Source organism: Reyranella sp. GW821-FHT14A01 (genome assembly GCF_058803965.1).
The window spans coordinates 517,417-529,781 of sequence record NZ_JBXAPM010000001.1 but is presented as its reverse complement, the minus strand read 5'-3'; the positions used below and the strand labels follow the sequence as shown (position 1 = coordinate 529,781).

Here is a 12,365-nt window from a genome sequence, read left to right as displayed (position 1 = left end):
AGTTCCGACGTCTCAATCCAAGTCGGAAAGGCTTTAGCGATCCGCCGTCTGGTTCACGAGCCGCCGTCTGACGAGTTCGCGCATGACGAGGTCTGCCACCACGCGATTGCCCTCGGCCGAATGGTGGTCGGAACGGTAGAGCGCGTCGACGCCATGAGTGTCGACAGCTGCCTTCATCGTATCGGCCAGATCGAACGGGATCAGTCCGGCCGCAGCCGCACAGCCCAGCACCTTCTGGACGGCGCGATGGTCTGCCGTCCCGTAGGGCCCGCCATTCTTCCAGTAGGCGCGGCTGTATTGCGCCATGACCACGACCGGCACGCCGAGGGCGGCGAGCCGCGGCATCAGCAGGCAGGCGATCGTCTCACCGGTGCCGCGCGGCACGGCCTGTACCTCGCTGAAGTACCAGCCCTCCTGGATACCGAGGCGCTGCACCACGAACTCGGCCAGGGCGGAGCGTCCGAGCCACTCCGCCGGCGCCGGCAAGGGAATCGGCGCGCCCGGCTTTCCCGGGACCGGCACGTTGCGGAGATCGAGCTTCCCGTCGGTCACAGCGAAGTAGGGCTTCTCGCGACTCCAGGCGACCTTCAGTTCGGCCCGCCGGATATCGCCGGGCGTGAAGCTGGCGATGACGAAGAGCGGCTTCACCTTCGGGACGAGCTGTTCGGTGCTGAGCACCATCTGGTCGAAGGCGTATCCGCTGACCCCCGCATTCGACACTTTCCGGCCGATCATGTCCTGGAGATAGGCGGGCCACGTCTCGTCATCCTTCACTTCGTCGCCTTTCGCAAAAGACGAGCCGGTGACGAGGATGGGCGGTTCGGCGAGGGACGCCTTGGGGGATGTCCGGCGGAAACTGTCGGCATCCGAATTGTAGCCGCCTGACGCGCAGTTGAACGGCGACGTCCAGCCGATCGCCGGACTGTAGGCATACTGGCATCGCACGCTCTTGGGGTCGGGGCCGGTGCCCATCCGCAGGTGCGCCAGGTTCGGCCAGTGCGTCAGGCTCCCGGGGCCCCCGTGCAGCAGCCGGTATCCCACTTCGAGCAACGCCAGCGACAGCAGGACCGAAGCCGTCACCAGGGCGATGCGCGCCACCCAACCAGTCTTTTTCGAACGGAGCTCTCGCTCGCCTGCCGGGGCAGCGGTTGCTGCCTCTCGATCGACGCTCATACCTGACCCTACCTCCAGACAGGACAGATTATCATCCAAACATCGGTGAGGGATATGTGACGCGAGGTCGTAGGAAATCCAAGGCCTTTGTCAGGCGGCGAACGGACCCGGCTTCCTGTCGGGCGGCATCGCATGCAGGCAGGCGAAGCCCGCGTCCGTGAGCTGCGGATAGTCCCGGTTTCCCGTCACGAGCCCCAGCCTCGCCAGTTGCGAAAAATCCTGACGAACGCCGAGGCCGCGCAGCGACAGGCCGAGGGCGAGGCGCCGGACGATGGTCTGCTGGGGGGGACTGAGTTCAGGAAACGTCATGAGCAACGAGAACCTAGTCACGGTTGCTTACGCCGCCCTGACGACAACGCGATCCGTGTGCAATGTATCCACTAGTCTTCAACCATCTTTACGCCCCAAACGGGCAGCTGTCATCGCCAGAGAACCATCGCGCCTCTCGAGCTCGTCCATGATGGAAAAATGGTTGAGGCCGGCAAGCGGCAGCAACTCGCTCGGGAGGCCGGCCTCGCGGCGTGCGTCGTGATAGGCGACGGACTGGCGCTGCAGCTCGGGCAGTTCGCCGGTGCCGTAGGCCAGGACAACCGGCGCACTCTTGCCGGGCAGATGCAGCAGCGGGCTCGTCCGCGCCGCCTCCTCGGCCGTGAGCTGCAACTTCTCGTTGAGGTAATTCAGCCGGCAGGGCTCGACATCGTAGATGCCGCTGATGGCAAGGCCGGCATCGACCTCGTCCATCGCAAGCGTCGTTGCCGTCAGATGACCTCCCGCCGACCAGCCCGACACGACCAGCCGGCCCTGCCCCACGCCATGGCGTGGGCCTTCGCGCCGCAGCCAGCGTACGGCCTCGGCGATCTCCGTGACGATGGCCGACAAGGTCGCGTCGGGCGCCAGCGTATAACCCACGAAAGCCACATCCATGCCATTGGCCAGCGGCCCTTCCGCCATACAGGCGAAGGTCTCCTTGGCATTGCGCTGCCAGTAGCCGCCATGGATGAAGGCGAAGAGCGGCGCCTTGGCCGTGCCGCAGCGGAACAGGTCGAGCTTGTTGCGGGGCCGCGGACCGTAGGCGAGATCGAGGCTCTCGGCGTGGCGTGCCCGGAAGAGATCACTGCGCTCGATCCAGCCGTCGCGGCGCGGGCCGGAATCGGCCACGGCGTTGGTATTGTCGTAAGCCTTGTCGAGTTCAGCCCGCGTCATGTTGCGCCACACGATCTCGCTCATCGTCATCCCCCGGTTACAGGCCCCTTCTCTAGCATGCCGCTCCTCTTGCCGGCGGCTCCCCGCGAGACGGATCCCTTTCCCTTGGGTTAATTTTCAGTGGCAGACCATAAATGTGGTGGCCGGAGGGCAGGATTGGGACTACGCTTTCGACAGGTAGCTGAGGGAGGGTTTTTATCCGTTCGAGGACATGTCCCCCGACGGAAACTGGTTCACCGGTGGAACATCCACCGCGTGCCCTGTCTGCCTCACCCTTCAGCCAGACCACCGATCGCCAACGCCTCCGCTCGCCGGGGGCGTTTTTGTTTTGGGCGATCGGTTCCGCTTCCCTGACCCTGACACCGGAGTCCGAATATGGCCAAACGCGCCGCACGCCGAGCCAAGCTGCACGCTATCGATAGCGCCCGTATTCACAACGTCGTTTTCGACCACACTCCGGCCAACGATCGAGACCAGAGCTACATCAAGAAAATCCGGCCGCGCAGCGACAACCAGCGCGTGCTGATGGAAGCGATCGAGGCCAAGCCCCTCACCGTGGCGCTCGGCCCCGCCGGTACCGGCAAGACCTACGTGGCGATCGCCGCTGCCGTCGAAGCGCTGGAAAGCGGCACCGTCTCGCGGATCGTGCTGTCACGACCGGCCGTCGAAGCCGGCGAGAATCTGGGTTTCCTGCCGGGCGACATGCGCGAGAAGCTCGACCCCTACCTGCGCCCGCTGTGGGATGCGCTGAACGACCGGCTGGGCGCCAAGCGGCTGGCCCAGCATCTCGACGACGGCACGATCGAGATCGCCCCCGTGGCGTTCATGCGCGGCCGCACGCTGAACAATGCTTTCGTCCTGATCGACGAGGCGCAGAACTGCACCTACGGCCAGCTCAAAATGCTACTGACCCGGCTTGGCTGGCACTCGACGATGGTGATGACCGGCGATCCGGACCAGACCGACCTGCTGCCGGAACTGTCCGGCCTTGCCTCGATCGCGACCCGGCTGGAAGGGCTCGACGACGTCTCCGTCGTGCGGCTTACACAGGAGGACGTGGTCCGTCATCCGCTGGTCGGCCGCATGCTGTCGGTGCTGTAGCCCCCAAATTTATCCACACATCGAAGCGCGACGGCCGATTGGACCGTACCGGGAACAAAAAAGATAACCAGCCTTTTCTGTCCCCGCGCAAAACGGCGAAAAAGCAAATCGGAACATAAGCTTAAACGAGGGGTGGCGGGTGACTGCCACCCCTTTTTCATTGAGTCAATACAGTGACGCTGACGTAACGGCCGTGGGACGGTCGGTTTCTTCACAGACTTCCCCACATGCCGCCGATTGCCTTGTGCAGACGTCCTCGCGGGGCCATTTTCCGCGTCCCAGATGACCGACGAAACCGACATCGACCTGCCCCCCAGCGAAGGCTCGCTTTCCGACGGAATGCGGATCATCGCGGACTTCGTGCGGACCCTGCCGCGCAAGCCGGGCGTCTACCGCATGATCGCGGCCGACGGAGAAGTTCTGTACGTCGGAAAGGCGCGCTCGCTGCGCAGCCGCGTCGCCGCCTATACCCAGCCGACCCGGCTCGCCACACGCCTGATCCGCATGGTCTCGGCGACGCGGACCATGGAATTCGCAGTCACCGACAGCGAAGCCGAGGCGCTGCTTCTTGAAAACAACCTGATCAAGCGCTTCCGGCCGCGCTTCAACGTGCTGCTGCGCGACGACAAGTCGTTCCCCTACATCGTCATCCGCCGCGACACCGACTGGCCGCAGCTCGCCAAGCATCGCGGCACGCGCGAGCCGGCCAACGAGTATTTCGGCCCCTTCGCGTCCGCCACCGCCGTCAACCGCACGCTCTACGCCCTGCAGCGCGCCTTTCCGCTGCGCTCCTGCTCGGACGGCGTCTTCTCGACCCGCACGCGGCCCTGCCTGCAGTACCAGATCAAGCGCTGCACGGCGCCCTGCGTCGGCCGCATCGAGAAGCCCGAGTACGACGCCATCGTCGAGGACGTGCGCGGCTTCCTGGGCGGGCGAAACCGCGAGATCCAGCAGACCCTGTCGCAGCGCATGGAGCAGGCCTCGGCCAATCTCGAATTCGAGGCCGCCGCCATCCTGCGCGATCGCATCCGCGCGCTGGCCCATATCACGTCGCACCAGTCGATCAGCCTGCCGTCGATCGACGAGGCCGACATCTTCGCCGCTCACGCCGATAGCGGGCAGATCTGCATCCAGGTCTTTTTCCTGCGCGCCGGCCAGAATCTCGGCAACCGTGCCTACTTCCCGAGCCATGGGCGCGACCTCGACGAGCCGCAGGTGCTGGAAGCGTTCATGGGCCAGTTCTACGAAGCGCGTCAGGCACCCAAACTGGTCCTGACCAGCCATGACATTCCCGAGCGCGAGCTGATGGAAAGCGCGCTCGCTTTGTCGGCCGGCCACAAGGTTGAGATCCGCCAGCCCAAGCGCGGCGACCAGAAGGACGTGCTCGAACAGGCGGTGAACAATGCGCGCGAGGCGCTGGCCCGCCGCATGGCCGAACGCGGCACACAGCGCACCCTGCTGGAAGGCGTGGCGCGCGTGTTCGGCCTCGACGCGCCGCCCGAGCGCATCGAGGTATACGACAACAGTCACATCCAGGGCACGGCGGCGATCGGCGCCATGATCGTGGCGGGGCCCGAGGGCTTCAACAAGAACGCCTACCGCAAGTTCAACATCAAGACCGAGGGCGCCGCCGGCGACGACTTCGCCATGATGCGCGAGGTGATGACCCGCCGCTTCGGCCGCGCGCTGAAGGAAAATCCCGAGCGCGACGACGAGCACTGGCCGGACCTGCTGCTGATCGACGGCGGCCAGGGCCAGCTCGAAGCGGTGCGCGGCGTGATGGCCGAGCTCGGCCTCGAGGACATTCCTCTCGTCGGCATCGCCAAGGGGCCCGACCGCGATGCGGGCCGCGAGCGCTTCTTCATGACCGGCAAGCCGCCCTTCTCGCTCGAAATGCGCGATCCCGTCCTCTACTTCCTGCAGCGCCTGCGGGACGAGGCACATCGCTTTGCGATCGGCACGCATCGCACGCGCCGCGCGGCCGATCTCACCCGTTCAGCGCTCGACGAGGTGCCGGGCATCGGCGCAGGCCGCAAGCGCGCGCTGCTGAATCATTTCGGCAGCGCCCGTGCGGTATCAGGTGCGACCCTGGAGGACATCAAGTCGGTGCCCGGAATCTCCGTGGCACTCGCCCAGAAAATCCATGACCACTTCCGGGGCGGCCGGTAATGTCCGGGTCGATGTTGTTCAATCTTCCCAACGTGCTCACCCTGTCGCGCATCGTCGCGATCCCGCTGGTCGTCGCCTGCTTCTGGCTCGATCGCGGCTGGGCGCAGTGGTTGTCGATGGCGCTGTTCGTGGCCGCCGCGGTTACCGACTGGTTCGACGGTTACTTCGCGCGACGCTATCACCAGATCTCGCGCTTCGGCCGCTTTCTCGATCCGATCGCCGACAAGCTGCTGGTCGCCGCCGCCCTGGTCATGCTGGTCGACAACAGCACGCTCGCCGGCGTGAACGTGCTGGCTGCCCTCATCATCCTGGCGCGCGAGATCCTGGTCTCCGGCCTGCGCGAGTTCCTGGCGGAACTGCGGGTCGGCCTGCCGGTGAGCGCGCTCGCCAAATGGAAGACGGCGGTACAGATGGTCGCGATCGCGGCGCTGCTGGTCGGCGACTCCGCCGCGCACTGGGTCACCCAGGCGGGCGTCGTGCTGATCTGGATCGCCGCGGCGCTCACGCTCATCACCGGCTACGACTATCTGCGCACCGGCCTGCGCCACATGGCCGAGGATGCGCCGCCGGCGGGTGGACAGAAGTGAAAGTCCGTTACTTCGCGTGGATGAAGAAGACCGTCGGCGTGCCTGAAGAAGAAGTCACGCCGCCGTCCGACATCGACACGGTGGGCGACCTCATCGTGTGGCTGCGCAGCCGCAGCCCCGGTCATGCCGAGGCGCTGGCCGAAGGCGCGGCGTTCGGTGCCGCCGTCGACCAGCGCACGGCGACCTTCGACGTGAAGCTCGCGGGCGCGCGCGAAGTCGCCTTCTTCCCGCCCTTCACCGGCGGGTGACGCCATGAGCGTGCGTGTCCAAGAAGCCGACTTCGATGTCGGCGCCGAACTGGCCCATCTCACCGATGGCAACAAGCGGATCGGCGGCCTCGCGGTCTTCGTGGGCCTCGTACGCGAGATGCATGTGCGCGAAGGCTATCACCGCGACCGCATCGATGCGCTGACGCTGGAACATTATCCCGGCATGACCGAGACGGCGCTGCAGGAGATCGAGGCCGAGGCGAACCGGCGTTGGCCGCTCGAAGCGACCCTGATCGTGCACCGCTACGGCCGCATGGAACCGGGCGAGCGCATCGTGCTGGTCGCCGTCGGCTCGCCGCATCGCGAGGCCGCCTTCGAGGCCTGCGAGTTCTTGGTCGACTGGCTGAAGACCAAGGCGCCTTTCTGGAAGCTGGAAGAGACACCGAAGGGCGACCAATGGGTCGGCGCCCACGAAGGCGATGATGCAGCGGCGGCGCGCTGGGAGAAGAAGTAGGCGGCGCTACTTCGCCTCGTTCATCGCTTCCAGCACGCCGTGGATCTGGGCGACGACGTTCGCGCCCTCGCCGATCGCGGCACCCACCCGCTTCACCGATCCGTAGCGCACGTCGCCGACGGCGAAGACGCCCTGCACGTTGGTCTCGTAGGCGAGCGGCGGACGCTCGGGGCACGGCGCCTCGACGTCGGCGCCGGTGCGGATGAAGCCGGTCCTATCGACGTCGATGCCGCAATCCGTCATCCACTCGGTCGCGGGCTCCGCGCCCAGGAACTGGAAGACGTGGCGGATCGGCCGGTGCGTGTCGGCGCCGCTCGGACGGTGCCGCCACTTCACGCCGCGCAACCCGCTCTGCTCGGAGCCGACGAGTTCGACGATCTCGGTCTCGGCCAGCACCTCGACATTCGGCGCCGATGCGATGCGGTCGATCAGATAGCGCGACATGGTCTCGGCGAGACCGGGGCCGCGCACCAGGATCCAGACCTTCGCGGCATGGCCCGCCAGGAAGACGGCCGCCTGTCCCGCCGAATTGCCGCCGCCGACGATGACGACTTCGGAATTGGCGCAGAGCTTCGCCTCGATGGGCGAGGCCCAATACCACAGGCCGCGACCCAGAAAATGCTCGAGGTTCGGCAACGAGAGTTTGCGGTAGCGCGCACCCGAGGCGATCACGACGGTCTTCGCCTGCACCTTCCAGCCGTCCGTCATCTCCAAGGTCATCGGCCGATCGAGGCCGCCGCCGCAATCGAGTCGTGCCACCTCGAGCGGGATGACGAACTGCGCGCCGAACTTCTGCGCCTGGACGAAGGCGCGCGCGGTCAGCGCCTGGCCCGAGATGCCGGTCGGGAAGCCGAGATAGTTCTCGATGCGGGCGCTGGCACCGGCCTGGCCGCCGAAGGCGCGGGTTTCCACGACCAGCACCGACAGGCCTTCGGAGGTGGCATAGACGGCGGTCGAGAGACCGGCTGGACCCGAGCCCACGATCGCGATGTCGTAGATCCTCGGCTCGCCGCTTTCCTGCAGCAGGCCGATACAGAGGGCCAGTTCCTGGTCGCTAGGATTGCGCAGGATCGTGCCGTCGGGACAGACGACCAGCGGATAATCCTCGGCATCGGGCGACAGCCGCTCGATCATCTTCGCCGCGTCGGGATCGTTCTCCGGATCGAGGATGGTGTGCGGCTGGCCGTTGCGCGTCAGGAAGCCCTGCAGGCGGATCATGCCCGGCTGCGTGAGCTCGCCGACCAGGATCGGTCCGACCTTGTTGACCTCGATGAGACGAACGCGGCGCAGGATCAACGCCCGCATGATGCGCTCGCCGAGCTCGGCCTCGGCGACCATCAGGGCGCGCAGCCGGTCGTGCGGCACGATCAGCGCCTCGACATCCTCCTCGGCCCGCACATCGACCATCGCCGGTTGTCCGGAGAGTTCGGCCAGTTCGGCGGCGAAGTCACCCGGCCCCATGGTGGCGATCGGCGAAATGTGATCCAGCCCGTCATGACCCAGGATGGCGATCCGGCCGGACAGGATGACCGACATGCCGGGACTGTCCTCGCCCGTCCGCGCCAGGAACTCGCCGGCCTTGAAATGATGCTTCTTGCCGAACCGCCCGATGCGCTTCTGCTCCGCCGCCGTCAGCACGGGATACATCTGGTGGCGGCGGGTCTCTTCCATTGTCGGGGGAACGGGATTGGCCACGCCGGAACTCCTCTAGCTCCCGGCCACTTTGGCTTCTCTAGCCCAAGGCCACCAGCGCAAGATTTGTGACGCCCCGTTCGCGCAAGCGATCCGCCGCCATCAGCGCCCGCTGGCCGCTGCGGCAGGCCAGCACGACCCGGCCGTCGGGCGTGCCCAGCTCGTCGATCGTGTCGACGACCAGCCGCCGCGCACCGGCAAAGGGCGAGACCGGCGCCTCGTCGAGGCCGCGCAGGTCGACGACGATGTCGTCGGATCGCACCTGATCGGGCGCGATGAAGGACACCGCCTCCTCGGGCTCGGGACTGTCGGCAAAGCCGAAACCGCCGAAGACCACGCGCTTGGCGTCGAACGTGATGACGCGGCCCAAGACCGAGGGTTCGAGCCCCAGCAGATGATGCAGCGTGAGATGCGCCTGCAGGCCACCCAGCACGGCGACCGCCGTCCCGATCACGCCCACGGTGGCGCAGGTGCCGCCATCGACCGAGACTTCAGGGAATACCGCGCGATAGCTGGGGCCGCCGCCGCAGAAGGCACCGGCATAGCCGGTCATGCCGATCACCGACGCGCTGACCAGCGGCTTGGCGGTCGCGTGGCAGACGTCGCTCAGCATGTACGTCACGGCGAAACTGTCGGCGGCGTCGACCACGATGTCGGCGCCTTCGACAAGGCGTTGCGCGTTCTGCGGCGTCAGACGCTCGGCGACCGTGTCGATGCGGACGTTCGGATTGAAGCGCTGCAGGGTGGCGCGCGCCGCCTCGACCTTCGGCTTGCCGATGTCGGGCATGCCGTAGAGCGGCTGACGATGCAGGTTCGTCTCCTCGACCGTGTCGTGATCGACGATGGTGAGCCGGCCGACACCGGCGCCCACGAGATATTGTAGCACCGGGCAGCCGAGACCGCCGGCGCCGACCACCAGCACCGAAGCGGCGGCAAGGCGCGCCTGCCCCGCCTCTCCGATCTCGGGCAGCACCGCCTGCCGGGCGTAACGGTTGGTCATGGCCTTCTCGTCGCGGCGATCCAGGCCTTGGCCTGACCGATCGGATCGGCATTGTTCACGATGTCGCCCACGACCGAAGCGATGTCGGCACCCGACTTCAGGCAGAGCAACGCGCGTTCCAAGGTGAGACCGCCAATCGCGACCAGCGGCCGGTTGCCGATCAGCTTCTTCCATTCGGCCAGACGCTCGGTGCCCTGCGGCGCCCACGGCATCTGCTTCAGGACGGTCGGCCAGATCGGGCCAAGTGCCACATAGTCGGGATCGATGGCGAGACCCTTGTCGAGTTCGGCATGGTCGTGCGTGCTGACGCCGATCTTGATGCCGGCGCGGCGCACCGCCTTCACGTCGGCATCGACCAGATCCTCCTGGCCGAGATGCACCCACGAACAGCCTTCGTCGATCGCGACCTGCCAGTAATCGTTCACGATCAGGTCGGCGCCATGCTGTTCGCTGACGGCCTTGGCCTCACGCACCTGCCGGCGGATCTCCGCCTCGGGCTGATCCTTGATGCGCAACTGGATGAGCTTGGTGCCGACGGGCACCAGCTTCAGCACCCAGCTGGAATCGGGCACCACGGGATAGAAGGGATCGAGCATCTCTCTAGTCTCCAAGGGCGGCCTTGCCGATCACCGGCGTCGACGGCACGGCCATGTCGCGCGGCTCCATCGGGCGCGCGAGATAGGCGGCGCGGCCGGCTTCGACGCCGAGCGCAAAGGCGCGCGCCATCTCGACCGGATCGCCCGCTTCGGCGACCGCCGTATTGAGCAGCACCGCGTCGTAGCCCAGTTCCATCGCCGCCGCGGCATGCGAGGGCACGCCGATGCCGGCATCGACCACCAGCGGGATGTCAGGGAAATGCGCCCGCATCGACCGCAGGCCGTAGACATTGTTCAGGCCGCGCGCCGAACCGATCGGCGCGCCCCACGGCATCAGCACCTTGCAGCCCGCCTCGACCAGCCGCTCGGCCACGACGAGATCCTCGGTCGTGTAGGGAAACACCTCGAACCCGTCCTCGGACAGGATGCGCGCGGCTTCCACGAGACCGAACACGTCGGGCTGCAACGTGTCGGCCTCGCCGATCACTTCGAGCTTGATCCACGGCGTGTCGAACAGCTCGCGCGCCATGTGGGCAGTCGTCACCGCTTCCTTCACCGAATGGCAGCCCGCCGTGTTGGGCAACACGCGCACGCCCATCGACTGGATCAGCGACCAGAAGCTCTGGCCGGCCTTGCCTGCACCGCTCTCGCGCCGCAGGGACACGGTCACGACCTCTGCGCCCGACGCCTTGACCGCGCGTTCGAGGACCGCGGGCGAGGGATAGCGCGACGTGCCGAGCAGCAGCCGCGACTTCAGGTCGACGCCGTAGAAGGACGACATGATTATCCTCCCTGCATCGGCGCGACGACTTCGATCTTGTCGCCGTCGACCAGCTCCGTGCGCGGCCGAGCGGCAGCGGCGACGAAGCGGCCGTTCACCGCCGTCGCGATCTTGCGGCCTCCGAAGCCGAGGGTTTCGAGGGCCGCGGCCAATGTGCCGGGCGAGACCTCATGCATGTCGTCGTTCAGGAATATCCGCATCTCTCGTCTCCAGAAGTACGGCATCGGCCACTTGCCGCGCCAGCCAGGGCGCGAGCAGGAAACCATGCCGGTAAAGCCCGTTGGCGTGCAGCACGCGGCCGTTGCGTCGCACGCACGGCAGGTTGTCGGGAAAGGACGGGCGCAGGTCGGCCCCCAGCTCGACGATCTCGGCCTCGCCGAACGCCGGGTGCAGCGTGTAGGCCGCGTTCAGCAGCTCGACCGCCGAACGCACGCTGACCGCACGGCGTTCCTCGCTTTCGATCATCGTGGCGCCGATCATGAAGATGCCGTCGCCGCGGGGCACGATGTAGAGCGGAATGCGCGGATGCAGCATCCGCACCGGCCGCGACAGCACGATGTCACGGCTGCGCACCACCACCATCTCGCCGCGCACGCCGCGCAGGTCCGGCAGCGCGTCGCGCGCGGCCAGGCCGCGGCAATCGACGACGAAGCGCGAACCGGATTCGGCTGGCTTTGCGTCGACCCCGAACCGGATCGGAACGCCGCGCGCCTCGAGACTCGCAGCCAGCGACGCCAGCGCCTTGCGCGGTTCGAGATGGGCCTCATCGGGAAAGAACAGGGCACGGCGGAAGCGGCCCGCGAGATCGGGCTCCAGCGCGGCTATTGCGTCGCCGTCGAGCCATTCATGGCGCTCGGTCCGCGCCGCGAAGCGCGTGAGGTCGGCGGCATCGCGTGCCGGCGCGACCACGAGGCTGCCCTTCGAGACGGTGCCGGGGAAATGCTTCCGCCACCAGTCGATCGACGGCGCCCCAAGACGCGCCACGGCCTCGTCGGTGGTCGCGCGTTCGCACCAAGGCGCCAGCATTCCGCCCGCCATCCACGAGCAGGCGCCTTCGCCCACCCGTCCGGCGCGCTCCAGCACCTCGACGGCCACGCCGTGGTCGGCAAGCTCGGTCGCACAGGCCAGGCCCGCAACGCCAGCTCCAATGATTGATACGACAAGACGATCCAACGCTGACTCCCGTTCCTTCGCCGGCATGACCCGGATCAGGTTCAAAGGGTTCAGCCGTTAAGGCTGTCTCAGCCCGTCTTCCGCTGGAAGATCAGGCACCCCTCGGACGTCTTCGAGAAAAGGGGATCGCGGGCGCCCCTGTCAAGGTGGCAGGGGCCAATGATCCG

The 12,365-nt window shown here is 66.9% G+C and carries 14 protein-coding genes and 1 riboswitch; of the genes, 5 read left to right on the top strand and 9 right to left on the bottom strand.

Translation table 11 applies throughout. From position 1 onward, the window contains the following. Window positions 1-33 precede the first annotated feature (33 nt). From AC1ROX_RS02585 to AC1ROX_RS02575, 3 genes are all read right to left on the bottom strand, one after another. Window positions 34-1,098, bottom strand: coding sequence for an SGNH/GDSL hydrolase family protein (locus AC1ROX_RS02585; protein ID WP_493122078.1), 1,065 nt, complete (start codon window positions 1,096-1,098; stop codon window positions 34-36). Between the two features lie 165 nt (window positions 1,099-1,263). Further along, the gene (locus AC1ROX_RS02580) at window positions 1,264-1,482 is read right to left on the bottom strand and encodes a hypothetical protein (protein WP_493122076.1); all 219 of its coding nucleotides are present in this window, start codon (window positions 1,480-1,482) and stop codon (window positions 1,264-1,266) included. Window positions 1,483-1,560: 78 nt separating this feature from the next. Then, window positions 1,561-2,400 (bottom strand): alpha/beta hydrolase, encoded by an 840-nt coding sequence (locus AC1ROX_RS02575; RefSeq protein ID WP_493122074.1) that lies wholly within the window; start codon window positions 2,398-2,400, stop codon window positions 1,561-1,563. Between the two features lie 351 nt (window positions 2,401-2,751). Between AC1ROX_RS02575 and AC1ROX_RS02570 the strand changes: the two genes are divergently transcribed. From AC1ROX_RS02570 to AC1ROX_RS02550, 5 genes are all read left to right on the top strand, one after another. Continuing rightward, window positions 2,752-3,477: a PhoH family protein gene (locus AC1ROX_RS02570; RefSeq protein ID WP_493122072.1), complete on the top strand. Its 726-nt coding sequence runs from the start codon at window positions 2,752-2,754 to the stop codon at window positions 3,475-3,477. 282 nt (window positions 3,478-3,759) lie between these two features. Further along, window positions 3,760-5,646 (top strand): excinuclease ABC subunit UvrC, encoded by a 1,887-nt coding sequence (gene uvrC / locus AC1ROX_RS02565; RefSeq protein WP_493122070.1) that lies wholly within the window; start codon window positions 3,760-3,762, stop codon window positions 5,644-5,646. Then, window positions 5,646-6,233, top strand: coding sequence for a CDP-diacylglycerol--glycerol-3-phosphate 3-phosphatidyltransferase (gene pgsA, locus AC1ROX_RS02560; RefSeq protein WP_493122068.1), 588 nt, complete (start codon window positions 5,646-5,648; stop codon window positions 6,231-6,233). Before uvrC ends, pgsA begins: the two co-directional genes overlap by 1 nt. Then, complete coding sequence (locus AC1ROX_RS02555) at window positions 6,230-6,481, top strand: MoaD/ThiS family protein (protein WP_493122066.1); 252 nt, start codon at window positions 6,230-6,232, stop codon at window positions 6,479-6,481. Before pgsA ends, AC1ROX_RS02555 begins: the two co-directional genes overlap by 4 nt. Window positions 6,482-6,485: 4 nt before the next feature. Beyond that, entirely contained in the window at window positions 6,486-6,956 is a 471-nt protein-coding gene (locus AC1ROX_RS02550; protein ID WP_493122064.1) for a molybdenum cofactor biosynthesis protein MoaE, read from the top strand. Between the two features lie 6 nt (window positions 6,957-6,962). Here the strand turns inward: AC1ROX_RS02550 and AC1ROX_RS02545 are convergent, their stop codons facing one another. From AC1ROX_RS02545 to thiO, 6 genes are all read right to left on the bottom strand, one after another. Then, window positions 6,963-8,651, bottom strand: a complete 1,689-nt coding sequence (locus AC1ROX_RS02545) for an FAD-dependent oxidoreductase (protein ID WP_493122062.1) — start codon at window positions 8,649-8,651, stop codon at window positions 6,963-6,965. 37 nt (window positions 8,652-8,688) lie between these two features. After that, on the bottom strand, window positions 8,689-9,648 hold the full coding sequence (locus tag AC1ROX_RS02540; RefSeq protein ID WP_493122060.1) for a ThiF family adenylyltransferase: 960 nt from the start codon (window positions 9,646-9,648) through the stop codon (window positions 8,689-8,691). Continuing rightward, window positions 9,645-10,244 (bottom strand): thiamine phosphate synthase, encoded by a 600-nt coding sequence (locus AC1ROX_RS02535; RefSeq protein WP_493122058.1) that lies wholly within the window; start codon window positions 10,242-10,244, stop codon window positions 9,645-9,647. Before AC1ROX_RS02535 ends, AC1ROX_RS02540 begins: the two co-directional genes overlap by 4 nt. A gap of 4 nt (window positions 10,245-10,248) precedes the next feature. Next, window positions 10,249-11,025, bottom strand: coding sequence for a thiazole synthase (locus AC1ROX_RS02530; RefSeq protein WP_493122056.1), 777 nt, complete (start codon window positions 11,023-11,025; stop codon window positions 10,249-10,251). A 2-nt stretch (window positions 11,026-11,027) separates the two neighbouring features. After that, entirely contained in the window at window positions 11,028-11,225 is a 198-nt protein-coding gene (gene thiS / locus AC1ROX_RS02525) for a sulfur carrier protein ThiS (protein ID WP_493122054.1), read from the bottom strand. Next, window positions 11,194-12,198, bottom strand: coding sequence for a glycine oxidase ThiO (thiO, locus tag AC1ROX_RS02520; RefSeq protein ID WP_493122052.1), 1,005 nt, complete (start codon window positions 12,196-12,198; stop codon window positions 11,194-11,196). Before thiO ends, thiS begins: the two co-directional genes overlap by 32 nt. After that, window positions 12,194-12,311, bottom strand: a riboswitch (TPP riboswitch). (Overlaps the previous gene by 5 nt.) Window positions 12,312-12,365: the final 54 nt, after the last annotated feature.

What these genes read in the sequence shown, in the direction of transcription:
- AC1ROX_RS02580 (WP_493122076.1), bottom strand. Translation starts at nt 1,482, where the DNA reads ATGACGTTTCCTGAACTCAGTCCCCCCCAGCAGACCATCGTCCGGCGC.
- AC1ROX_RS02575 (WP_493122074.1), bottom strand. Translation starts at nt 2,400, where the DNA reads ATGAGCGAGATCGTGTGGCGCAACATGACGCGGGCTGAACTCGACAAG.
- AC1ROX_RS02570 (WP_493122072.1), top strand. Translation starts at nt 2,752, where the DNA reads ATGGCCAAACGCGCCGCACGCCGAGCCAAGCTGCACGCTATCGATAGC.
- uvrC (WP_493122070.1), top strand. Translation starts at nt 3,760, where the DNA reads ATGACCGACGAAACCGACATCGACCTGCCCCCCAGCGAAGGCTCGCTT.
- pgsA (WP_493122068.1), top strand. Translation starts at nt 5,646, where the DNA reads ATGTCCGGGTCGATGTTGTTCAATCTTCCCAACGTGCTCACCCTGTCG.
- AC1ROX_RS02550 (WP_493122064.1), top strand. Translation starts at nt 6,486, where the DNA reads ATGAGCGTGCGTGTCCAAGAAGCCGACTTCGATGTCGGCGCCGAACTG.
- AC1ROX_RS02540 (WP_493122060.1), bottom strand. Translation starts at nt 9,648, where the DNA reads ATGACCAACCGTTACGCCCGGCAGGCGGTGCTGCCCGAGATCGGAGAG.
- AC1ROX_RS02535 (WP_493122058.1), bottom strand. Translation starts at nt 10,244, where the DNA reads ATGCTCGATCCCTTCTATCCCGTGGTGCCCGATTCCAGCTGGGTGCTG.
- AC1ROX_RS02530 (WP_493122056.1), bottom strand. Translation starts at nt 11,025, where the DNA reads ATGTCGTCCTTCTACGGCGTCGACCTGAAGTCGCGGCTGCTGCTCGGC.
- thiS (WP_493122054.1), bottom strand. Translation starts at nt 11,225, where the DNA reads ATGCGGATATTCCTGAACGACGACATGCATGAGGTCTCGCCCGGCACA.